The sequence below is a fragment of the Actinomadura sp. GC306 genome, assembly GCF_004348665.1.
Taxonomy (GTDB): domain Bacteria; phylum Actinomycetota; class Actinomycetes; order Streptosporangiales; family Streptosporangiaceae; genus Spirillospora.
In genome coordinates this window covers 1-22439 of record NZ_SMKM01000089.1, presented here as the reverse complement: position 1 = coordinate 22439, position 22439 = coordinate 1, and the positions used below count along the sequence as shown (strand labels likewise).

Genomic DNA, 22439 nt, shown 5'->3' with positions numbered 1-22439 from the left:
CCGGGGGCCGGGCCGGACGAGGAGCGCTGCTGCGTCACCCGGCTGAGGTCGGCGACGTCGATGCCGAAGTCGAGCAGCTCGATGAGGCCGGGCCCGTGCCGGTGGAACGCCTCGTACACCAGGTCGGACGGCCGCCGCACGCCCTGGACGTCGCGCAGCGCGGTGACCATCACGTCCGCCAGCCGGGAGAAGTCCGCCTCGGTGACCGCCGCCATCCCGCCCGGCATGCCCGATCCGGGCAGCTCCGTCCACCAGTTGCGGGGGGCGGGCTCGGTGGGCGGGCGCCACCCCGCCTCGCTCATGACCTCTTCGTCGGCCGGGGTGAGCAGCAGCGGTCCTTCGAGGAAGTTGTTGCTGACGGCCTCGGCGTAGAGCCGGTCGGGCTCGCGCATTGCCTGGACGTAGTGGCGGCTCTCAAGGCGCTCGCGCACGATGAGGATGGTGTCCCGTTCGAGCCCGGCCAGCTCACGTCCCAGCCGCCGGGCGAACTCGGACCACTCCAACAAGATCACTCCCTACGACCGGGGGCCGGTCCCCGTGCCCCCGCGAGACCATGCCCGAGACCCGATGATTGTCGCCGGGACCGCCGCGCGCAAACCAGGAGTTCACTCGGGCGGGGCTTGGTGACGAAGGACACGCAGTGCCTCGCGGAGGCCCTCCGGGTCGTCCCCGCGATGGTCGAGGACGTCGATGAGCCGGTGCAGGATCTCATGCCGCTCGTAGCCGACGTCAAGGAGCGCCTGGGCGGTCTCCCACAGCTGCGGGGGCTCACCGCGCCACAGCCGGTCTGTGAGGCGTTCGTGCGCCGCGAGGTGTTCTTCGCCGGCGCCGGGGTGCTCGAACTCCAGGATGACGCGGCGGTCGTCGGGGTCGGCCGGGTCCAGTCTCGACAGGTCGATGACCCCGTGCCGCCCGGACCGCCGGTGGACCCCGGACAGGAACGGCAGCGCGAACGCCCGCCGCGGCAGGGCCTCCAGGTCGCCGTCGGGGAGCAGGCGGTCGACGAGGGCGCGGTCGAGGCCGAATGCGGACGGGTCGCGGTACGCCTTGGCGAACTTCCCGGTGGCGTCCCAGAGCGCGTCCAACGTCGCCCTGACGCCTTCTTCGGGAAGCCCCGTGCGCTTGCCCGCCCACCGCACCCACGCGGCCAGGACGTGGGGGACGGCTTCTTGTTCCGCCGGGGACAGCAGAACCTTTCTCGGCAGCCAGTCGAGGAGGAACATCTCGCTCTTGACGGGGCTGACGCGGAGCGGCCGCCCGAAGTCGTGGGCGCAGCCGTAGTCGATGATGAGGTCGGCGCAACGGCTGGCGGCCGAACGGTCCGACAGGCCCTCCGCCTCGTCCGAGGCGAGGAACCGGGCGGCGATCGTCGCGCGCCTGTCGGCCCCGTACACCGGCGGCTGGGGCAGCCGCCCGCCGGGCGGCAGGATCTCCACCCGCGCCCGGACGAAGGCGTGGTAGGTGCCGAAGTTCTCGTTCACCGGCGGATCATTGGTCTCGTCCGTGAGATCCAGGGCGCTCCAGAGCAGCGCCTTGGTGTCGCGCGGGTCGAGTTCCTCGAACCTCATCAGCGGGTTGTCGCGCCCCTCACGGCGGCAGTGGTCGAGGAGCTTGTCGACCCGGGACGACACCCACGCGTCCCTGACCATCCCGCTCGCCGGCGGGCGTCCGGCAGGGGCGGACGCGTCGCCCGCCGTCTGCACGGCACCCGCCTTGTTGCGGTCGACCAGGGTGACCAGGGCGTGCCTGTCTGCCCCGCCGTAGCTGTAGGTGCAGATGACGGAGTCCTGGTCGCCGAAGACGTCCCTGGACACGTAGCAGCCCTCTGCGGCGACCATCCCCACGCGGTCGGCCCACCCCGGCCTGGCGACGCCGCCCTCCATCAGCTCCAGGGCGGCGCGCTCGGCCTTGGCCGCCTGCCTGCGGGTGCCCATGTAGGCCATGCCCGTCAGCAGGGCCAGCGCGGCCGGAGTGCCGGCGGCGTGCGCGTAGTCGACGAGGGCCTCGCCGATGACCTCCTCGACGTCCCCGTCCGGTAAGCGGTGCCCCCACCAGGAGCCGAGGATCTCGCTGACGATGAGCTCGGCGTCGAGGGGGCTGCGCACCGCCAGCAGTTCGCGGGCATGCCGCAGCATTCCGTCGAAAATCGCCGAGACCTCGTCCGGGGGCGTCGATCCGTCCCGGCCCGGGTCCCCGGAGGAGCGGTGGCGGCTGCGGGGACTCACCCGTCTAGCCTCTCAGATCCGGCGGGGACGGTGGCCAGGTCACCGAAGTCCGGGACGTCAGCCGTCGGGTCCGGCCGCCGGGACCCGCCCGGAGGGCGGCTCCGACTTCAGGATCCCGGTGAGCTGCTCCCGCGCCATCCGCTCGACCCTGGCGGGCGTGGCCTCCAGCCCCAGATGGGCCATGCACGCTTGGACGTCGGCCACGCACCGGTGGACCGCGTCCCTAGGGAAAGTCGTGAACTCGTCGCTGAGCCGCTGTGTGAGTGCGTCGCGGGTCTCGCGCCGGTGATCGGCCAGTGCAGGCATCTGCGCACACCTCCGCGCACGGGGTTCCGGCGGACGGGGATGCCGCCGGCCGAGACGGGAGCGGGTACGGGCCGAACCATCTCGTCCCGTCTCGATTCCCCATTCCAGCGTTTTTGCCGGGAGAGTCAAGACATACCGGGAGGTCGTTTGGCAAATTCTGAGTGATCCTTTTCGGAGGGTTCGTCCGAATCCCCGGCCACCCGCCCCACCTGCGCACTCGGCTCGTCGCGGGACGTTTTACGGACCGCCTCCGCCCAGCCCGCGTGGTGCCGGGCCGCCCAGCCGGCATCAACGCTTCCGGTCAGCATCCCCTGCAACGCGCCGCGGTCCCGGAGCGCCTGCCACAGATGCCCCACCGTCACCACCGCGATGGCGAGGAAGAGCCAGTCGTGCACGAAGGTGGCGCCCGTCCGCCACCGGTCTCCCCACGGGCCGGGGAAGGTCATGATCTCGCCCGTGCCGAGCATGACCAGGATCGCGCCGGCGGTGAACGCGGCGTTGAGCTTCTGTCCCGCGTTGAACTTGCCCACGGGATAGATGCCCCGCCCGTACCGCACGACTCTGCGGTCGCCGCTCCGCAACCACTGCCAGTCGTGCGGGGCGAACCTGTTCAGTCGCCTGAGGTCCGCCCTGAAGGCGCGCGAGAGCAGACCCAGCACGATCGGCACGGGCAGCGAGAACCCGAACCACACGTGGAGGGTCTTGACCAGCTCCCGGTGCCCCACCAGCGTCGACAGCATCGGCAGGTACAGCAGCGCCGCGGTCACCAGGCAGACCAGCATCCACAGTGCGGTCATGTGGTGGATCAACCGTTCGGCTCCGGTGAACCGCTCCAGCAGGATCTCGTCGTCCGAGACGGCACCGTCCAGAGGCGGGCCGGGTGGGGACCCATCACGTCGGGGTTCATCACGTCGCGACCCGTCACGTTGGGGCATCGGTGCGCCCGTTCGACTTCCCGACCCACGCGTGCTGGTCGTACCCCAGGCCCGCCCAGTAGCCGGGAATGAGCTCTTCGGTGAGCTTGATGCCCTTGAGCCACTTCAGGGACTTGTAGCCGTACATGGGTGCCACGTAGAGCCGCGTCGGCCCACCGTGGTCATGCGTCACCGGCTTGCCTTCCATCTGCGTCGCGATAAGGACGTCCCGGCGTAGCGCCTGGTCCAGCGTCAGCGACTCGGTATAGACGCCGTCGAACGACGTGAACTGCACGGCACGGGCCTTCGGCGACACTCCGACCGCGTCGAGGAGATCGGCCAGCACGACACCGACCCACTCCACGTCCAGGACGCGCCACCCCGTCACGCACTGGAAATCACGCTCCAGCGCCGTCTGCGGGAACCGCGCCAAGTCGGCCATGCCGAACGCCTGGGGCTTGTCGACGAGACCGCCGACGGTCACACGGTGCGTTGCGGGGCTGCGCCGCTTCACGCTCCCGGTCACCGAGTAGTAGCGGAAGCCGCCGGCGGCGGGCAGCACATCACCGATCGGCCCGACCGGCGCCAGGGCGCGGCTCACACTGTCCTGAACGGACGCTCCCACGGCGACCCCCGCCGCGCCGAGGCCGAGCATCCCGAGCACCACCCGCCGGCCGATGGGGCTGCCCTCCGTTCGCTCCTCCTCGTTCACGCGTTCATTCGAACACCGCGGCCCGCGCCCCGCCAGCTTTCCGCCGATCCCGTAAGACTTCGGACAGAAACGGGCCCGGCCCTAAGCTGGGCGCATGGTCACGAAGGTTCACCTCGCCCAGCGTCCGGAAGCCGACGACCTGCTCGGACGCAGCCCGCTGGCCGTGCTGGTCGGCATGCTCCTGGACCAGCAGGTCCCCATGGAGTGGGCGTTCTCCGGCCCGTACACCATCGTCCAGCGGCTCGGTTCCGACGACCTGGACGCGCACGAGATCGCCGCGTACGACCCGGAGCGCTTCGCGGCACTGCTGTCGGAGAAGCCCGCCGTCCACCGCTACCCGGGCTCGATGGCCAAGCGCGTACAGCAGCTCTGCCGGTTCCTCGTAGAGAACTACGACGGTGACGCAGAGAAGATCTGGCTGGACGCAGACGACGGCAAGGACCTCTTCAAGCGCCTCCACGCCCTCCCAGGCTTCGGCAAGCAGAAGGCACAGATCTTCGTGGCCCTCCTGGGCAAGCAGTACGGGATCCGCCCGGAAGGCTGGCGCGAGGCCGCCGGAGCCTACGGTGAAGAAGGCTCCCACCGCTCCGTGGCCGACATCACCGGGCCGGAGTCCCTCGCCAAGGTGCGGGCGTTCAAGGCCGAGCAGAAGGGAACCAAGCCGGCCAAGTGACCCTGTCCTGGACTCGGGCCGGTGGGATAACGGCTGTTCCAGGGGGGCGCTCATGGACGGGTTCCTGCCAACACTCCCGAACACGCTTGGGTTGACGCCCTGCCGTGTGCGGGGGCCGTAACATCTCCTACTCGCCGTCCCGGCGGGCAGTCTTCGCGCCCTCTGGGATGGTGTCCGAATCCGACGCGTTCGTCTGGGACCGAAGGGAACGAGGATGTTCAGCAGGGGTTCCGTACTCGGCGAACCATCGGGATGATGAGTACCTGACTTCGACCGGTGTTGTGATGGAGGCGGGAGCGCTAGCCTGCTCCCATTCACTCATAGTGATGAAAACTTGCCGCGCGGTACGGGACCCTCTGGGGCGGAGGTGTTGTCCATGAGCACCGAGACGTCCGTTCCGCATCCTCGTGTTTCTGGGGTGGAGGGGCGGCCCATGGATGCGTCCGACGCCGCGCTGTACGCGACCTTGCTGACCCAGGCCCCGGGCGGCCTGGCGTTCTTCGACCGTGAGCTGCGCTTCCGCCGGGCCAACGACGCGCTCGCCGGGCTCCTGGGCGTTTCCGTGCGCGATCTGCAGGACCGCCGGCCCGCCGAGGTGCTGCCCGAAGGGGTGGCGACGGCGTTCGAGACGGCCCTGCACAAGGTGATCGCCGAGGACCGCTCGCTGACCGACTCGGATCTGGTCGTCCCGCCCGGCCCGGACGCGGCGCCAGAAGAGACGGCGGGCATGGCCCCAGGGAGCGACGAGCGGATCCTGGCCTGCACGTGGCTGCCTGCGAAGGACGCCGAGGGTGAGCCCCTGGGCGTCGTGCTGACCGCGCAGGACGTGACGGAGCGGCGCAGGGCCGAGGAGGTCATCCGCCGTAAGGAGCAGCGCTACCGCTCGCTCGTGGAGGCGAGCGCCCAGGTGGTGTGGGTCGCCGCCCCGGCGGGCGGCGTGATCGACGACGCGCCCGAATGGCGCGCGATCACCGGGCAGGCGCCGGACGACTACGCGGAGGGCGGCTGGCTCGCGGTCGTCCACCCCGAGGACCGGCCGCGGATCGAGGCCGCCTGGCACGCCTGCGTCGAGGAGAACCGGGTCTTCGAGACCAACTACCGGATCCGCACCAAGAGCGGTACCTACCGGCACTTCGACGTGCGGGCCGTGCCCATCCGGCAGGGCGACGCGGTGATCGAATGGGTCGGCGCCAACACCGACGTCACCGGGCAGCGCGAGGCCGAGGAGATGCGCGGCCGGCTGACCGAGCAGCTGTCGGCGGCGGCGCTGCGCACGGCGCGCCTCCAGCAGGCCACCTCGATGCTCGCCGAGGCCCTGACCGTGTCCCAGGTCGTCCAGGTCATCACCGAGGTCGGGCGGTCGGCCATCGGCGCCGACTACTCCGCCGTGGCGCTGCTGGACGACGACAAGCTCCGCCTCAGCGTGGTGGCGCCGTCCCAGCAGGGCGCCGAAGGCGAGACCGGTCCCGTCTCCCGGGACGAGATCAGGGTCGGTGACCAGACCGTGATGTCGGTCGCGGTGCGGGAGAGCCGGCCGTTTCTGGCCGAGCATCCCGACAGCCTGCGCCTGCAGCTCGGCCACGGCGAGAAGGACCTGTTCGCCCAGCACACCGAAGAGCGTGCCTGGGTGGGGCTGCCGCTCCTGGCGGCGGGCGCGCCCATCGGCGCGCTCCGTTTCTCGTTCACCCGCCCCAGGGAGATCACCGAGGAGGAACGGGTCTTCCTGGAGGCGCTCGCCGGGCAGTGCGCCCTGGCGGTGGAACGGGCACTGCTGTTCGAGCGCGAGCACAAGACCGCGGAGGAGCTCCAGCGGAGCCTCCTGCCGAGCGACCTCCCGCAGCTGCCGGGCATGGTGCTCGCGGCCCGCTACAACCCCGCGACGCGGCACGTCCAGGTCGGCGGCGACTGGTACGACGTGTTCCGGCTGCCCGACGACCGGCTCGCCGTCGCCGCCGGGGACGTCATGGGCAAGGGCGTCCTCGCCGCGGCCGGAATGGGACGCGTCCGCAACGCCCTGCGCGCCCTCGCGCTGAACGATCCGCGGCCCGCCGCGGTCCTGGCCGGCCTGGACCGGCTGTTCAGCGCCACCGAGGACGAGGAGCAATTCACCACGGTCGCCTACGCCGTCATCGACCCGGAGACCGGGCAGGGCGCGTTCAGCAACGCGGGGCACCCGCCACCCCTCCTGATCTCCCCGGACACGCCCGCGCGCGTCAGCACGGTCGAGCCTGGGACGCCCCTCGGATGGCCGAGCCAGCGACAGCAGACAAGTTTTTCCATCGAGACCGGCAACACTGTGGTCTTTTATTCCGATGGACTTGTGGAGAACCGTAGGCGTGGGGTGGACGCCGGGCTGGACGAGCTCGTCGCCGTCGCGGCGGACGCCCCACCTGAAGTGGTAGGAGATCCCGAGAGACTCGTCGACTTCCTGGTCGATCGGATGCTTGCCGGCTACGAGCAGGTAGACGATGTGACCGTGCTCGCCCTGCACGTCCCGCCCGAACCCGTGTAATCACCGCCGGCCGCGTGAAGACGGCCCGGCACGTACGAAGGACCGCCCCGCGCCCTCTAAGGTGGAGAGTTACGGGGTAGGACCCAACAGGCGGGATGCGCAGCAGTGCCAGAATGCTTGACCCAGCGAGAACGGGTACGCTGCGGTCCCGCACCGGGAGGTCCGCTTCGTGTGTGGTCCCACCCAGTGTGAGGCCGGGCCCGTCAGGGCACTTGGGTCAACCAAGCCACACGTTCGTTCGAGAGGTATTTGTGTCGCCTGCTAGCTCGACCTCGAAAGCGTCAGATCTGCACGATCACGTCATCGCGCAACTGATCGAGCGTGGACGGTCCCAGGGTTACCTCGAAGCCGACGACGTACGCCGTACGTTCGAGGAGGCCGACATCCCCGTGTCGAAGGCCTCCAGCATTCTGCGGAGCCTCAGCAAGGAGGGTGTGACCGTCATGGTGAGCGCTGCCGACTCCGCGGCGCCCAAGCGTCCGCGAAAGCGCGGGACGCCGCCGGCGCGCAGGCCCAGGACCGCCGCGGCGGCCAAGGAGCAGCCCGACACGGTGACCGCCGTCGTCGGCGACGACGCGGTGCCTGCCGCGGCTCCCGAGGTCGTCTCGGAGGAGGCCGCGCCCGCACCGCGCCCGGCCGCCAAGCCCGCGCCCAAGAAGGCCGCGCCCGCCGCCAAGGGGGCCAAGGCCAAGAAGGCCGCACCCGCCAAGAAGGGCGCGGCTCCGGCCGCGAAGGCGGCGCCGGTCAAGCCCGTCAAGAAGGCCGCCGACGACCCCGAGGTGGACGAGGTCGACGTCGAGCTCGACGAGGACCTCGCCGTCCTCGACGTCGAGCTCGAGGACGACGCCGCCCCCGAGGTCGAAGAGGCCCCCGAGGCCGAGGAGGAGGCCCCGGCCGCGCCCGCGGCCAAGGCCGTCCCCGCCGGCAAGCAGGCCACCGAGGGCACCCCCACCTCCGAGGAGGAGGGCTTCACCCTCGGCGACGACGACGAGGACGCGCCCGCGCAGCAGATCGCGGCCGCCGGCGCCACCGCCGACCCCGTCAAGGACTACCTCAAGCAGATCGGCAAGGTCCCCCTGCTGAACGCCGAGCAGGAGGTGGAGCTCGCCAAGCGCATCGAGGCGGGCCTCTTCGCCGAGGAGCGGCTCGCCGCCGACGGCCCCGCGATGTCCCCGGAGGACACCGAGGACTTCGAGTGGATCGCCGAGGACGGGCGCCGCGCCAAGAACCACCTGCTGGAGGCCAACCTCCGGCTGGTCGTGTCGCTCGCCAAGCGCTACACGGGCCGCGGGATGCTCTTCCTGGACCTGATCCAGGAGGGCAACCTCGGCCTGATCCGCGCGGTCGAGAAGTTCGACTACACCAAGGGCTACAAGTTCTCCACGTACGCCACCTGGTGGATCCGGCAGGCGATCACCCGCGCGATGGCCGACCAGGCTCGCACCATCCGCATCCCGGTGCACATGGTCGAGGTCATCAACAAGCTGGCGCGCGTGCAGCGGCAGATGCTCCAGGACCTGGGCCGCGAGCCCACCCCGGAGGAGCTGGCCAAGGAACTCGACATGACCCCGGAGAAGGTCGTCGAGGTCCAGAAGTACGGCCGCGAGCCCATCTCGCTGCACACCCCGCTGGGCGAGGACGGCGACAGCGAGTTCGGTGACCTCATCGAGGACTCCGAGGCCATCGTCCCGGCGGACGCGGTCAGCTTCACGCTCCTGCAGGAGCAGCTGCACTCCGTCCTGGACACGCTCAGCGAGCGCGAGGCCGGCGTGGTCTCGATGCGGTTCGGCCTCACCGACGGCCAGCCGAAGACGCTGGACGAGATCGGCAAGGTCTACGGGGTGACGCGCGAGCGCATCCGGCAGATCGAGTCCAAGACCATGTCGAAGCTGCGTCACCCGTCCCGTTCGCAGGTGCTGCGCGACTACCTCGACTGATCACTGATCGGAACTTGAGCGGAGGGCCTCGTCCGGCTGGACGGGGCCCTTACCGTCTCCGCGGGTCTCCGTGCAGCCGTCCGCGCGTCGGTCGTTGCCGTGTAACGCTCTTTTAACACCGGGGTAGCGTGCGCCGTCCCGCGTCTCCCTATCGTCACGCCCATGGGATCGACAGACCTCGACCGGGCCCCGGGACGTGCGGTGGAGCAGGGCTGGGTGAGGGCCTCCCCGGTCCGCGCGCGTCGGCTGCGGGTGGTGGGCGGCCGTCCGTGGCTCGATCCTGACCTGGACTGGGCGGTCGATGCGGTCCGGGACCGCCGCCTCCTGCGCATCGGAGCGCACGCGCTGGCCGAGAGCCGTCATGATCCGGAGGTGCGGTCGGTCCGGGTCGAGGCGCTGGCGAGGGCCGCGGTGGGTTTCAGCGGGGACGTCGAGGCGCTCGCCGCGGAGGATCCGTCCAATCCGGACCTGTGGTTGTGGTTCGGCCGTACGCGGGTGGAGGAGGCGTGGCGGATCCGTCCGGAGGCGCGTGCTCGTGCCGTCCAGGCGAAGAGCTATACCGCGTACACGAGGTCGATGCAGTCCGCCCGCGATCCGCTGATGAGGGCGGCGGCACTGTGGCCGGACGATCCCGTCCCGTGGGAGGCGATGCTCTGGTACGCCCTGGGCCTCGGCCTCGAACGGGAGGAGAAGGACTTCCTGTGGCTGGAGGCGAGCCAGAGGTGCCCGACGCTGTACGGGGCTCATGTGGCGCGGGTCGTAAGCCTGTCGCCCCAGTGGGGAGGCTTGACGGACGAGATGTTCGGCTTCGCCCGTGCCGCCCTGCGCGCGGCCTCCTGCGAGGACCCCAGGGCCGCCCTGATCCCGCTCGCCTACTTCGAGTACTTCGTGCAGGAGCGGTCGGGCATGATCCGAGGCGCGTCCTCGTGGTTCTCCCCGGAGGAGCGCCGCGAGGTGGAGGACGCCGCGCGGGGCTGGTTCGAGGGGGACCGTCCCCACCCGCGGACGATCGAGGCGCACAACCTGTTCGGGGCCGCGTTTCATTTCGCCGACGCGCGCCGGCCGGCGCGGCAGCATCTGCTCCGGACGCGCGGACGGCCGAGCAGCCTTCCCTGGACGTATCTGGGCGGTGACGAGGTGGGCCAGTTCGGCAAGGCGTGCCGCCATCTGAACGTCCTCACGGCCTGAGCCGGGCCGGGCGGGGCCGGGGAGCCCGCTCAGTCGTGCAGGATGACGTCGAGGTTCGTGCCGTTCAGTTCCGCGGTGTGGCCGAGGTCGGCCACCGCCTTCAGCAGCTCGTCGGGGGTGCGCGGTGCGGCGCCCGCCTTGAGCAGGTCGTGCGCGATCCGCCCGCGGGTCGCCTTGGCCATGTGGCTCACCACGGTCCGCTGCGTTTCGCCGCGGACGACCCGTTCCCGGAACACCCGCACCGCCACCGCCGGCCGGCGGGCCTTCCACACGGACGCGTACGGCCCGGAGCGCATGTCGACGACCAGGCCGCCGTCGTCGAGCCGCAGCGCCTCCCGCATCGCCGGGCGCCAGAGCGCGCTCAGGCGGCCCGTGGCGGGCAGGGACACCGCCATGGCGAGCCGGTACGGCGGGACGCGGTCGGTGAGCCGCAGCGCACCCCACAGGCCCGAGAAGACGATGATCTGATCGGCGGCGGCCGCGGCGTCCAGGTCGGCGAGGGCGAGGTTGTCGTAGAGGACGCCGGTGTACAGGCGCGCGGCCGGCAGTGTGGCGGCCTCGCGCAGCTCCCTGTTGCGGGCCAGGGCCTCTTCCGCCTGCCCCGCGGGCAGCTTGAGGACGCTCGGCGCGTCGGCGTGCCGGCTCACGTCGCCGAGCGCCGCCAGGAGGCGCTCGCGCACGGGGGTGAGGCCGGGGAAGCTCAGTGACGCCAGGTCGACGGGCGGGCCGTCCCCCTCGGTGGCCTTCTTCTCCGACGGCGGCAGCAGGATGTGCACGATTCTCCGATGGGCGGTGTTCCGGGGACGGTGGTGCGGGCGCCGATGCGGCGCGTGGGACTTGTGCAGGTCAGCGCCCATCATGCCCGGATGAAGAATGTCAGTCGCGGGTGAGGGCCGCGACGAATGCGTGACCCTCGCCACTGATTGTAACTATGGGTAGCCATGCGATGACTCAATGGAGTTATCGGGAATGGCGAACGGCGGCCACCGTCTCCGATGGCCGCCGTTCATGGCTCCTGCTATATGGGGATCTACCGCTCTTCGGCCGCAGCGGTGGCCGAGGTTTCGTTGAGCCGGTCGGTCTCGTCCTGAATGTCGGCCCCGTTGGCACGGAGCGCCTCTGAGTACCTGCGCCCGTGGTGGGCGCAGAACAGAAGGTCGCCGCCGCCTACAAGGACCGCACGGACGTAGGCCTGAGCGCCGCAGCGGTCGCATCGGTCGGCGACGGTCAGCGGCTTGGTTGGGGCAAGGGCTCCAGTCACGGCACCTTCCTCATGCTCGGGGTCGGTACTTAGGACAACATCTAACCCGACGTGGACGTTCCCAACCTGGTTGTTCGTACGCCCACAGCAGAATGGGCCAATTAGTGATCGAGGTCACATCAATGGGCCTCCCATCTGAACAGCCGCACGGCGATCAGTGAACCGGCCACCGCGACGGCCGCCAGGATGCCCATTTGGGGGAGGACGGACCCGGGTCCGAGACCGCGGCTCATCACATTCAGCATGCCTTCGTTCAGGTAGCGCAGCGGGAAGATGTACGACAGCGTCTGCATCCAGCCCGGGGCCTGGTCCAGGGGGAAGAACGAGCCGCCCAGGAACGCCATGGGCAGGACGATCAGCTGCGTCACCGCGTTGGCCGTCTCCTGGGTCTTCGCCCATGCCCCGACGATCATCCCTATCGACAGGAAGGCGAGCACGCCTGCCGTCAGCAGCGGTATCGCCATCCACCAGGCGCCCTCCAGCCGCAGTCCGAACATGGGGAGCCGCGCCACGAGCACGAACAGCGCGAACTGCACGAGGGCGATGGCGAGGCTTACCGCGACCCGCGCGGCGAACACGGTGGGGATCGGGGCAGGGGAGAGCTGGAGGCGGCGCAGGATTCCCTTGGTCCGCCATGTCACGAGCGTCTGGGACGCTCCGAAGACGGCCGCCGACGCCAGCGCCCAGCCCAGCAGGCCGGGTGTGAAGAACTGGATGGCCTTGAGGGAGTCGTCCTCCACCTGCTGGGTGGCGAGCGTGTAGGCGGGGGGCTCGCCGGTGGCGGACTGGTTCGCCGCCTGGATGATCGAGTTCATCAGCCCGCGCACCGTCCCCGCCCTGACCTGGTCGGCCGCGGAGTAGTGCACGATCAGCCGGTCCCCGCGCTGCTCCACCGCGCCCGCCACGTCGCCCTCCTCCACCTGGCGCAGCGCGGCCGCGCGGTCGGGCGCCACGGTGACCTTGAGGACCTCGCCGAGTTCGTCGCCGCCCTGGGCGAGCGCCCGCTCCAGGATCGGCGCCTGGCCGACCTGCAGCACCTCCACCCTGGGCGTGGACTGGCCGCTGAAGATCCCGCCGAAGATGACCAGGAACATCAGCGGGAACAGGACGGTGAAGAAAAGGGCGGTCCGGTCCCGCCGGAACCCGAGGTACATGGCATGGGACAGGCTCTTGAAGCTCTGGTAGGTGCTCATGGCCGGTACTCCCGTCCGGTGACCTCCAGGAAGACGTCCTCAAGCGTGGCGCCGCGGATCTGGACCCCGTCGAGCGCCTCCTTGCCCGCCATGGCCGCGACCACGGCCGACGGGTCGCGGGTGGAGATGGTCAGCGAGACCCCGTCGTCGGCGGCCTCGTCCGCTCCGGGCAGGAGCCGCGCGTCCTCCACCGTGAGGACGCCGCTGGCCACGCTGATCCTGGCCGGGGCGTCCAGGCCGCGGACCAGGACCGCCGGCGCGCCGAGCCGCAGTATCCGGCCCGCGTCCATGATGGCGACGCGGTCGCAGAGGATCTCCGCCTCGTCCATGTAGTGCGTGGTCAGGACGACCGTGCGGCCCTCCGTGTTGATCTGGCGCAGGAAGTCCCACAGGTTGCGGCGTGCCTGCGGGTCCAGGGCGGCGGTCGGCTCGTCCAGGAACACGACCTCCGGGTCGTGGACGAGCGCGCAGGCGATGGACAGGCGCTGCGCCTGCCCGCCCGAGAGCTTCTCCACGGGGACGTCGGCCTTCTCGTCCAGCCCGACCAGCTCCAGCATCGCGTCGCTCTTCCCGGAGGGGACGCCGTAGAGCGAGCCGAACGTCCGGAGCTGCTCGCGCGCCGTCAGCCGCTCGAAGAACGACGACGACTGCAGTTGTACGCCGATCCGCGGCAGCAGCTTGGGGTTGCGCGGCCACGGCGGCATGCCGAGCACCGACACCTCGCCCTCGTCGGCCTCCCGCAGCCCCTCGATGATCTCCAGGGCGGTCGTCTTCCCCGCGCCGTTCGGGCCGAGGATCCCGAAGAACTCGCCCTCCTGGACACCGAATGTCACCCCGTCGACCGCACGGACGTCCCCGTACCGCTTGCGTAGGCCCGTGACCTCGATCGTTTGCGCCATGCGGAGGACGATAGGGGCGCGGTGCCGAGGAGCACACCCACCCAAAGGCGGAGCTTCACGTCCGGAAGTCGGAGGGGCCGGGGCCCGCGCCGGGTAGCCTGGCCAGTCAACCGGGCCCGCCGCACCAGCGTGCCGCAACGTCGGTGGCGGCGAGCCCTTCGGTGGATTGTCGGCGGCCGGGGGTACCCTTCTGCCGACCGTCCTACCCCCGAGGAGCACACGCACGTTGACCGCCGCGACCGCCGAAGCGACAACCGAAGACCCGCACGGCTACTCCGCCCGGCACCTGTCGGTGCTGGAGGGCCTGGAGGCCGTGCGCAAGCGACCCGGGATGTACGTCGGGTCGACCGACAGCCGGGGCCTGGCCCACTGCCTGTGGGAGATCGTCGACAACTGCGTCGACGAGGCCCTCGCCGGGTACTGCACTCACATCAGCGTGACGATGCACGCCGACGGGTCCTTCGAGGTGGCCGACAACGGCCGCGGCATCCCGGTCGACCTGGAGCCCAAGACGGGGCTCCCCGGTGTCGAGCTGGTCATGACCCGGCTGCACGCGGGCGGCAAGTTCGGCGGGGTCTCCTACACCGCGTCCGGCGGCCTGCACGGCGTCGGCGCCTCCGTGGTCAACGCGCTGTCCGCCCGGCTGGACGTGGAGGTCGACCGCGACGGCCACACCCACGCGATCAGCTTCCGGCGCGGCCTGCCCGGCGAGTTCGCCGACGACGGGCGCCCGAACGCCCGGTTCAAGAAGAAGTCCGGCGTCCGGCAGGTCCGCAAGGTCGCCAAGAAGGTCACCGGCACCCGTGTCCGCTTCTGGCCGGACCTCCAGATCTTCCTGAAGGACGCCACGGTCGACCAGGCCCTCGTCCTGGACCGGATGCGCCAGACCGCGTTCCTGATCCCCGGCCTGACCATCGACGTCCGCGACGAGCGCGGCGAAGAGGTCCTCGACGAGACGTTCCGGTTCGACGGCGGCATCGGCGAGTTCTGCACGTACCTCTCCAAGGACGCGCCCATCATCGAGGTCCTGCGGCTCCAGGGCCGCGGGCACTTCACCGAGACCGTCCCCGTCCTGGACGACCAGGGCCACCTCACCCCCACCGACGTGGAACGCGACCTCGAGGTCGACATCGCCCTGCGCTGGGGGAGCGGCTACGACACCGTCACCAAGTCGTTCGTCAACGTGATCGCCACCCCCAAGGGGGGCACGCACGTGCGCGGCTTCGACCGTGCCGTGCTCAAGGTGATCAACGAGCAGCTCCGCGCCACCCGCCTGCTGAAGAACGGCGACGAGGACGTCATCAAGGAGGACGTCCTGGAGGGCCTCACCGCCGTGGTGACGGTCCGGCTGCCCGAGCCGCAGTTCGAGGGCCAGACCAAGGAGGTCCTCGGCACCTCCGCGGCCACCCGCATCGTCTCCCAGGTCGTCACGCGCGAGCTGCGCCAGATCTTCGAGAACCCGCCGCGCGGCCAGAAGCAGCCGCTGCGCGCGGTCCTGGAGAAGATCGTCGGCGCCGCGAAGACCCGCATCGCCGCCCGCACCCAGCGCGACAACCAGCGCCGCAAGAACGCGCTGGAGAACTCCGCGCTCCCGGCCAAGCTCGTCGACTGCCGCACCGCCGACGACCGCAGCGAGCTGTTCATCGTCGAGGGCGACTCGGCGCTCGGCACCGCCAAGCTGGCCCGCGACTCCGAGTTCCAGGCGCTGCTGCCGATCCGCGGCAAGATCCTCAACGTGCAGAAGGCGTCCGTCGCCGACATGCTCAAGAACGCCGAGTGCGCCGCGATCATCCAGGTCATCGGGGCCGGCTCGGGCCGCACCTTCGACAGCACCGTGGCCCGCTACGGCCGCATCATCCTGATGGCGGACGCCGACGTCGACGGCTCCCACATCCGCTGCCTGCTGCTGACCCTGCTCTACCGCTACATGCGGCCGATGCTGGAGGAGGGACGCGTGTACGCGGCCGTCCCGCCGCTGCACCGCATCGAGCTGACCAAGCCCAAGAAGGGCCAGGACAAGTACGTCTACTGCTACAGCGACGGCGAACTCACCCGCAAGCTCGTCGAGTTCGAGCGCAAGGGCCAGCGCTGGAAGGAGCCCGTCCAGCGGTACAAGGGCCTCGGTGAGATGGACGCCGACCAGCTCGCCGAGACCACCATGGACCCGCGCCACCGCATCCTGCGCCGCATCCGCATAGAGGACGCCGAGGAAGCCGCCAACATCTTCGACCTGCTGATGGGCAGCGACGTGGCGCCGCGCCGAGCGTTCATCACCGCCGGCGCCTCCGAACTGGACGCCGAACGCATCGACGTCTAGCCGGCGGCCGCCGCACCGGGAGTTCCGGCTCAGGCGAAGAGTGCCGCGCCGTCCGACGCGTCGTGGAGCGCGGCGCGGCTCGCCCTGGATGCCGAGAGCCGTCGCGTGGCTGCCCGCAACGGTTCCCGCGCCCATTACCGGACCGAGGGTTCGCGCGTCCGATGGCCGCCGGACGCCGTCGGAATGATCTCACTTTGGTAGCTACTAGACCCTATGTACGCCATTTCCACTTCCGAAGTGGAATGCTTGGCCGCCGGTTCTGTTGCACAGAGGTGGCTCAATCGTGGAAGGGCGGCCGGGTATGGCAAGGACGCGTCATCTGCTCGTGCTCGGACTGCTCGTAGCGGTGTGCGCCCTGGTGTGCGCCATGTTCGCCATGCGCTATTCGGCTCGTTCCGATCCGCCCAACCTGCTCGCGCTGCTCCTGGTGGTCGTGGCGAGCGTCGCCACCGTCGGGCTGGCGGTCGCGACGTCCTGGACGCTTGAGGCGCTCCGTCCCGCCGAGGCCATGCTGCTCGCGGTCCAGGTGGGCGGACTGTTCCTGATCATCGGCGCGGTGCGGGCGCTCGTGGCCGGGGACGAGGGGCATTCGTGGGCGCTGATCCTGGCCGGGCTCGTTCTCGCGGTCGTCACGGCCTTCGTCGTGCGCCTGCTGCTGCGCCGTATGACGCTGCGGCTGCACGGGGTCCGGAGTGGCGAGGTCGCCGGACACTCCTTGGAACGCGACCGGCAGGCCGACGAACTGGCCGCTCGGTACGGGTTCGGACCGTGGATCGACGTCTACGTCCGGCCGCCGTTCCCGGCGGCGACCTTTCGCGGCTGCCTGAGCGGGACCGTGCTGGCAGGCGTGCTGACCCTCGTCATTCTGGACGGGATCTTCCTCGGGCTTCTCGTCCTCATTCCGAGCGCCCTTCTGCTGACCCTGACCCTTGTCCTGCGGCACGGCGGTCCACCGGTCGGCGCGCTTTACCTGTACGCCCAGGGGCTGGTCTGGGAACAGGACGGCCTGCACGCCATTCCTCAGCAGCAGGTCGTCACCGTTGACGAGCAGGCCATCGCGAAACCGAACGGCGGGGCGGACAGGATCGTCCGGATCGGCCTGGCCAACGGCGCGGTTCTCGTCCTGGACGGCTCCTTTCCCCGCCGCGGCAAGGCACTCGCCGCGCTCCGGGCCCACTGGCGCCCCGACTCCGCCCCGCAGGTCTGACGAATTCGGACGGCGTCGTTACCGGCCGTGTGATTCAGCCCGTGTGATTCAGCCGGTGTGATTACAAGGTCTTTTGTAGTTACACCGGCTCGTTTCCGGGCTTCCACTTGATGCCGCAGCCGAGGCTGGGCGTGTGCGGTTCGGGGACGGCCTCGCCCGCGAGCACCAGGTCCAGGGCCGTCCTCAGCGTGGCGCCATCGGACGGCACGTCGTTCCGGGGCCGCGCCCCATCGAACTCGCCCCGGTAGGCGAGCCGGCCGCCCCGGTCGTACAGGAAGAAATCCGGCGTGCAGGCGGCCTTGAACGCCTTCGCTGTTTCCTGGGTCTCGTCCACCAGGTACGGGAAGTGGAAGCCGGCACGCTTGGCCTGCTCACGCAGGTGGTCGGCATCGTCGTCCGGGTACTTGGAGACGTCGTTGCTGCACACGGCGACGGTGGCGAGCCCCCTGGCCGCGTACTCCGCGGTGACGATGCCGATCGCGTCCTCGATGCGCCGCACGTACGGGCAGTGGTTGGACAGGAAGACCACCAGCGACGCGGACGCCTCCGCGAAGTCCGCCTCCGACACGGCTGCGCCCTCGATCGACGGGAGCCGGAACGCGGGGACCGGTGAACCGAGCGGGACCATGAACGATGCGATAGCCATGCGCCCATCATCCTGCACCGCGGCCCCAAGCGACCGCTTGCTAGGCTTCGCCCATGTCGTCTCAGGAGCACATGAAGCAGGTCCTCCAGACCTACGTCGACGCCTTCAACAACGGCGACGCGGCTGCCATATCCGGCCTCTACGCCGAGGACGCCGTCCTCGAGGACCCGGTGGGCACCCCGCCGCTCACCGGCCGCGCCGCGATCGAGGAGTTCTACACCAACGCCATCGCCGGCGGCGCCAAGCTCAGCCTCGACGGCCCGATCCGCGGCTCGCACGGCGACCGGGCGGCCATGGCCTTCACCGTCGACATCCCGGGCATGCGAATCCGCGCCATCGACGTCATGACCTTCAACGCCGACGGCAAAATCACCCGCATGGACGCCCACTGGGGCCCAGACGACATCGAGACCTGAGGGGCCGTCCGGGGTCTCGGTCGCGCGGCGGGAGCGGCCCCCGCCAGGTGACCGCGGTGGCCGGCCCGCGACGGACGCCTCCTGTCCCTGCAGCGTCCGGTTGGACGCCTTTGGGTTCGAGCGGCCGAGGGCGTTGGGGGCCGGGCGGGTGGCTGAGTCGGCCGGCGCGGCCTGCCGGAGACGGGCGCCGGGTGGCGTAGTGGGCTCTCCCGCTCACCGGGACGTCCGGTGCCGGTGCCGCCCGCCGTCCTGCAGAGTCGTGCTCTACCCAGCCCAGTGTGGAAGGGGCCGCGGCGTGGTCGACCGGAGTCATCGGTACGCGAGGATCAACGGTCTCGACGTCCATTACGTGGAGGCGGGGCAGGGGCCGCTCGTCGTCCTGCTGCACGGCTTTCCGCACCTGTGGTTCAGTTGGCGGCACCAGATCGGCCCGATCGCCGAGGCGGGTTTCCGTGTCGTGGCGCCCGACATGCGAGGCATGGGGGACACCGCTGGCCCGGCCGACCCGCAGGAGTACGGCGTCGACCGGATTGTTGCGGACGTGGTCGGTCTCCTCGACCATCTGGGCGAGGAGAAGGCGGTGTTCAGCGGCCTGGACTTCGGACTGTTCGCCGCCTATGACCTCGCCTACCACCATCCCGAGCGGATCGCCGCGATCATCGGCCTGGAGAACCCGTTCATCACGCCGAGCGAGGAGCCGCCGCTGGCGCTGGCCGCCCGGCAGGCCCGACGGCACTTCAACCACATTCACTACTTCAGTGCCCCGGGCGTGGCGGATCGTGATCTGGACGCGGCGCCAGGCGAGTTCCTGCGCAAGCTGTTCTACGCGCTCTCCAGCGACTACCACTATCTCGACGTATGGCGGCAGCCTCCGGGCACGTCCTATATCGACGCCCTGCCGGAGACGCCGCCGCTTCCGTGGCCGTGGCTGACCGAAGCGGAACTCGACTTCTACGTGGCGGCCTATAGCCGCAGCGGTTTCACCGGCGCCCTGAATTGGTACCGCGCGATGGACCTCTCCTGGGAGTACCGCAAGTCGTACGCAGGCAGGAAGAACCCGGTGCCCTTCTACTTCATCGGGAGCGAGCAGGACGTCGACCTGGAAGCCTGGCACGGAGCCGATCCCTTGACCAAGCTGGCGCAGCACCACGACGACGTACGCGAAGTACGGATGATCAAGAATGCCGGGCACATGATGCAGATGGAGAAGCCCGCCGAGACGACAGCGGCCATGCTGGAGTTCCTGGCCGACGGGAGGGAGGCGGGATGGGCCTAACCGAAGGCCGCGTGGCGGTGGTCACCGGGGCCAGCCGAGGCGCCGGGAAGGGCATCGCGCTGGCACTGGGCGAGGCCGGCACGACCGTCTACGTCACGGGACGTACTGCTGCCGGGGGCGAGACGAACCTGCCGGGCACGGTCTACGAAACGGCGGCGGAGATCGACAAGCGGGGTGGCACCGGCATCCCGGTGATCTGCGACCACTCCCGGGACGACCAGGTCGAGGCCCTGTTCAAGCAGGTGGAGCGAGAGCACGGCGCGCTGGACGTCCTCGTCAATAATGCGTTCGCCATCCACCCGGACCTGCCCCGCAAGGGCCCCTTCTGGGAGAAGTCGCTCGCCCTCCAGGACATGTTCGACGTGGGAATGCGTTCCGCCTACGTCGCCAGCTACTACGCGGCACCCCTGCTCATCAGGAACAACGCCGGCCTGATCGTCAACACCTCGTCCTTCGGTGGCCGTTGCTACATGCACGGCCCGGCGTACGGCGCGGGCAAGGCCGCGGTGGACAAAATGGCCCACGACATGGCGGTCGACTTCAGGCCCTACAACGTCGCCGTCATCTCCCTCTGGATGGGCCTGCTGAAGACAGAGCGGACCAGGGCCCTGTTCGACGGCGCCCCCGACCGCTATGAGGCATTCGCGGCCAACGCCGAGTCCCCGGAATTCACCGGCCGCCTGATCGACGCCCTCGCCCGCGATCCGAACCTGATGGACCGAACCGGCCAAGTCCTGATCGGCGCCGAACTGGGCGAAGAACTCCGCGTCCTGGACACCGACGGCACCCGCCCCCGCTCCCACCGCGAAACCCTGGGCGCCCCACCCACCTTCAACAAAGCCATCGTCCAGTAGCCAAAGGCGGTGGCTCGGGCCGATCAGCGCAAGTCGTGGACGCCGGTCTTGATGGCGTTGAGAAGGCTGCCCCACTCATCACGGGTGAGCGCCAGCACGGGGCCTGCCGGGTCCTTGGAGTCCCGGACGGCGCAGCGCCCGGCCATCCCGGCGACCTCGACACATTCCGTCCCGCCGCCTTGCGAGTGGCTGCTCGTACGCCAGGTGGCGACCTCCACGCAGTCCGCCCCTTGGGCTGAGTGCGAGCTTCTCCGCCAACTGTCCGGAGTGGGTGCTACGTATCCGTCGTTTTCGGGCATGTCTCGGTCACCGCAAGTCGTGTTCGCCTGTCTTGATCGTGTTGAGGAGGGTGGCCCACCCGTCACGGGTGAGCGTCAGGACGGGGCCTGCCGGGTTCTTGGAGTCCCGGACGGCGCAGTGCCCGGCCAGCCCGGCGACCTCGACGCAATCGGTACCAGCGGGTCGGGAATAGCTACTCGAACGCCAGACGGTTGCGTTCCAAGTCGTTCGGCTCATCCGGTCCCCTTAGGTGGCGGTCACGGCTCCGCCTCGGCGGAGAGTGCGAGCGCACGCGGGTGGTCCTGTCGTCGGAAGCTGATCAGGGGAGGTCGTGTGTGCCTGCCTTGATGGCGTTGAGGAGGTTTGTCCAGTCGGAGGGGGTGAAGGTGAGAACGGCGCCGCGTGGGTTCTTGGAGTCGCGTACCGCGTGCGTGCCCAAGAACGTTGCGACCTCTACACAATCAGCCCCCTGCGCTGAACGGGAACTCTTGCGCCATATGGGGGTGTCCGTCTCAGTGCTCATCGGCACCAATATGTCGCCTTCGATGCTGTTTGGCTAGTCCAGAGATCATGTCCAGCGACTCGTCCGCTCCGAGAGCCGTCATCGCGAGCTGGTTGAACGCGAGGGAGTAGGTGTGAACCTGGGCATCGTCCTCGATATAGAGGGCACTCGTCAGTCCGTCGAGGTAGACGACGTCAGGCATGTGTCGCTCGGGGAACTCCATGTGGACGAACGCGCCGGTCGTGGCTGGATGGGCGCCAGCGGCGAAGGGGAGGACCTGCAGTACCACATTGGGATTCTCTGAGAGTTCGAGTAGGTGCTCGCACTGCCGCGCCATGATGTCCGGGCTGCCGATCGTACGGCTGAGGGCGGCTTCGTCGATGATCGACCAAACGCGCAGCGGGCCAAGGTCTTGGGCGAGAAGGCGTCCCTGCCGTGTCTTGCGGATTTCGACACGGCGGTCTACCTCCGAGAGCGGAGCAAACTGCATCAGGCCCACCCGGATGATCTCGTGCGCGTACTCGTCGGTCTGCAGCAGCCCGTTGATCATTAGTGCGTTGTAGCAGCGGAGGGAACTGGCCTCGGCTTCGAGCTCGATGTAGGACGCGTAGTCGGTGTGGATTGTGTCCGCATAGGCGTCCCACCAGCCGCGTTGGCGTGCCGAGCGGGCAAGAGTGAGCAGCGCCTCGCGCTTCTCGGGCGCTGCATTGTAGACGTCGCATAGATGGTCCACATCTGCCGGTTTGATCCCCTGAGCTGCCGTCTCGATACGGGACAGCTTTGGGGTGGACCATCGTCCCGCTCCTCGCTCTTGCAGTACCACGACGACCTGGTCCAGCCGAAGGGTCGACCGTTCCCGCAGGCGGCGCAGTTCGGCGGCGAGCCTGCGCTCACGGATCGTGGGGCGACGTTCAGGCATGTACCGAGTGTGCCGCGTCGGCTACGCATCCCGCGCGGTTTTCGGGAAGCTGGGCTGGATTCTAGGATGGAATTTTTCATTTCTACTTGCGATCTTCCCCAGCCCCGTCCACGATGCGGGGCGGAGGCATCACTCAGGGTGTCTTTATTGTCACGGATCGGATGGTGGTGGTCGTGGTGTGGCAGGTGCCGGGTGGTGTGGGG

General features: G+C 69.7%; 22 protein-coding genes and 1 pseudogene. 9 read left to right on the top strand and 14 right to left on the bottom strand.

The window, feature by feature from the left end; genetic code table 11:
* From E1200_RS15135 to E1200_RS15115, 5 genes and pseudogenes are all read right to left on the bottom strand, one after another.
* A pseudogene (locus tag E1200_RS15135) lies at positions 1–506 on the bottom strand (SseB family protein); the annotation flags it as partial.
* A gap of 99 nt (positions 507–605) precedes the next feature.
* Positions 606–2135 carry a hypothetical protein gene (locus E1200_RS15130; RefSeq protein WP_165950319.1) on the bottom strand — a complete coding sequence of 510 codons (1530 nt, stop codon included), beginning with the start codon at positions 2133–2135 and terminating at the stop codon, positions 606–608.
* A 147-nt stretch (positions 2136–2282) separates the two neighbouring features.
* On the bottom strand, positions 2283–2531 hold the full coding sequence (locus E1200_RS15125) for a hypothetical protein (RefSeq protein WP_131952604.1): 249 nt from the start codon (positions 2529–2531) through the stop codon (positions 2283–2285).
* A 125-nt stretch (positions 2532–2656) separates the two neighbouring features.
* Positions 2657–3466, bottom strand: a complete 810-nt coding sequence (locus E1200_RS15120; RefSeq protein WP_131952603.1) for a cytochrome b/b6 domain-containing protein — start codon at positions 3464–3466, stop codon at positions 2657–2659.
* Entirely contained in the window at positions 3453–4157 is a 705-nt protein-coding gene (locus tag E1200_RS15115; RefSeq protein WP_207933362.1) for a molybdopterin-dependent oxidoreductase, read from the bottom strand. The genes E1200_RS15120 and E1200_RS15115 overlap by 14 nt, the downstream gene beginning before the upstream one ends.
* A gap of 94 nt (positions 4158–4251) precedes the next feature.
* On the opposite strand from E1200_RS15115, the gene E1200_RS15110 reads away from it, so the two are divergent.
* The 4 genes from E1200_RS15110 (at position 4252) to E1200_RS15095 (ending at position 10467) form a co-directional block, all read left to right on the top strand.
* The gene (locus E1200_RS15110; RefSeq protein WP_131952602.1) at positions 4252–4830 is read left to right on the top strand and encodes an HhH-GPD-type base excision DNA repair protein; all 579 of its coding nucleotides are present in this window, start codon (positions 4252–4254) and stop codon (positions 4828–4830) included.
* Between the two features lie 376 nt (positions 4831–5206).
* A complete protein-coding gene (locus E1200_RS15105) occupies positions 5207–7342 on the top strand; it encodes a SpoIIE family protein phosphatase (RefSeq protein WP_131952601.1) in 2136 nt (711 codons plus the stop codon).
* A 251-nt stretch (positions 7343–7593) separates the two neighbouring features.
* Entirely contained in the window at positions 7594–9279 is a 1686-nt protein-coding gene (locus tag E1200_RS15100; protein WP_131952600.1) for an RNA polymerase sigma factor, read from the top strand.
* A gap of 162 nt (positions 9280–9441) precedes the next feature.
* On the top strand, positions 9442–10467 hold the full coding sequence (locus E1200_RS15095) for a hypothetical protein (RefSeq protein ID WP_131952599.1): 1026 nt from the start codon (positions 9442–9444) through the stop codon (positions 10465–10467).
* Between the two features lie 29 nt (positions 10468–10496).
* On the opposite strand, the gene yaaA is transcribed toward E1200_RS15095, so the two are convergent.
* From yaaA to E1200_RS15075, 4 genes are all read right to left on the bottom strand, one after another.
* The gene (yaaA, locus tag E1200_RS15090) at positions 10497–11243 is read right to left on the bottom strand and encodes a peroxide stress protein YaaA (RefSeq protein ID WP_131952598.1); all 747 of its coding nucleotides are present in this window, start codon (positions 11241–11243) and stop codon (positions 10497–10499) included.
* A gap of 254 nt (positions 11244–11497) precedes the next feature.
* Complete coding sequence (locus E1200_RS34825) at positions 11498–11728, bottom strand: hypothetical protein (RefSeq protein WP_131952597.1); 231 nt, start codon at positions 11726–11728, stop codon at positions 11498–11500.
* A 119-nt stretch (positions 11729–11847) separates the two neighbouring features.
* Positions 11848–12921, bottom strand: coding sequence for an ABC transporter permease (locus E1200_RS15080; RefSeq protein WP_131952596.1), 1074 nt, complete (start codon positions 12919–12921; stop codon positions 11848–11850).
* On the bottom strand, positions 12918–13820 hold the full coding sequence (locus E1200_RS15075) for an ABC transporter ATP-binding protein (protein ID WP_131952595.1): 903 nt from the start codon (positions 13818–13820) through the stop codon (positions 12918–12920). Before E1200_RS15075 ends, E1200_RS15080 begins: the two co-directional genes overlap by 4 nt.
* 226 nt (positions 13821–14046) lie before the next feature.
* On the opposite strand from E1200_RS15075, the gene E1200_RS15070 reads away from it, so the two are divergent.
* Positions 14047–16137, top strand: a complete 2091-nt coding sequence (locus E1200_RS15070) for a DNA topoisomerase IV subunit B (RefSeq protein ID WP_131952594.1) — start codon at positions 14047–14049, stop codon at positions 16135–16137.
* A gap of 301 nt (positions 16138–16438) precedes the next feature.
* Positions 16439–17344: a hypothetical protein gene (locus tag E1200_RS15065; RefSeq protein ID WP_131952593.1), complete on the top strand. Its 906-nt coding sequence runs from the start codon at positions 16439–16441 to the stop codon at positions 17342–17344.
* A gap of 79 nt (positions 17345–17423) precedes the next feature.
* Here E1200_RS15065 and E1200_RS15060 read toward each other — a convergent pair whose 3' ends face one another.
* The gene (locus tag E1200_RS15060) at positions 17424–17990 is read right to left on the bottom strand and encodes a thioredoxin family protein (RefSeq protein WP_131952592.1); all 567 of its coding nucleotides are present in this window, start codon (positions 17988–17990) and stop codon (positions 17424–17426) included.
* Positions 17991–18043: 53 nt separating this feature from the next.
* On the opposite strand from E1200_RS15060, the gene E1200_RS15055 reads away from it, so the two are divergent.
* The 3 genes from E1200_RS15055 (at position 18044) to E1200_RS15045 (ending at position 20536) form a co-directional block, all read left to right on the top strand.
* Positions 18044–18406: a nuclear transport factor 2 family protein gene (locus tag E1200_RS15055; RefSeq protein WP_131952591.1), complete on the top strand. Its 363-nt coding sequence runs from the start codon at positions 18044–18046 to the stop codon at positions 18404–18406.
* A 295-nt stretch (positions 18407–18701) separates the two neighbouring features.
* The gene (locus E1200_RS15050; RefSeq protein ID WP_131952590.1) at positions 18702–19682 is read left to right on the top strand and encodes an alpha/beta hydrolase; all 981 of its coding nucleotides are present in this window, start codon (positions 18702–18704) and stop codon (positions 19680–19682) included.
* A complete protein-coding gene (locus E1200_RS15045; protein ID WP_131952589.1) occupies positions 19673–20536 on the top strand; it encodes an SDR family NAD(P)-dependent oxidoreductase in 864 nt (287 codons plus the stop codon). Before E1200_RS15050 ends, E1200_RS15045 begins: the two co-directional genes overlap by 10 nt.
* Positions 20537–20559: 23 nt before the next feature.
* Here E1200_RS15045 and E1200_RS15040 read toward each other — a convergent pair whose 3' ends face one another.
* From E1200_RS15040 to E1200_RS15025, 4 genes are all read right to left on the bottom strand, one after another.
* Positions 20560–20754 carry a DUF397 domain-containing protein gene (locus E1200_RS15040; RefSeq protein WP_347813221.1) on the bottom strand — a complete coding sequence of 65 codons (195 nt, stop codon included), beginning with the start codon at positions 20752–20754 and terminating at the stop codon, positions 20560–20562.
* 88 nt (positions 20755–20842) lie between these two features.
* Positions 20843–21052, bottom strand: a complete 210-nt coding sequence (locus E1200_RS15035) for a DUF397 domain-containing protein (RefSeq protein WP_131952587.1) — start codon at positions 21050–21052, stop codon at positions 20843–20845.
* Between the two features lie 82 nt (positions 21053–21134).
* On the bottom strand, positions 21135–21338 hold the full coding sequence (locus tag E1200_RS15030) for a DUF397 domain-containing protein (RefSeq protein ID WP_131952586.1): 204 nt from the start codon (positions 21336–21338) through the stop codon (positions 21135–21137).
* Positions 21328–22236, bottom strand: coding sequence for a helix-turn-helix transcriptional regulator (locus E1200_RS15025; RefSeq protein ID WP_131952585.1), 909 nt, complete (start codon positions 22234–22236; stop codon positions 21328–21330). The genes E1200_RS15030 and E1200_RS15025 overlap by 11 nt, the downstream gene beginning before the upstream one ends.
* Positions 22237–22439 lie beyond the last annotated feature (203 nt).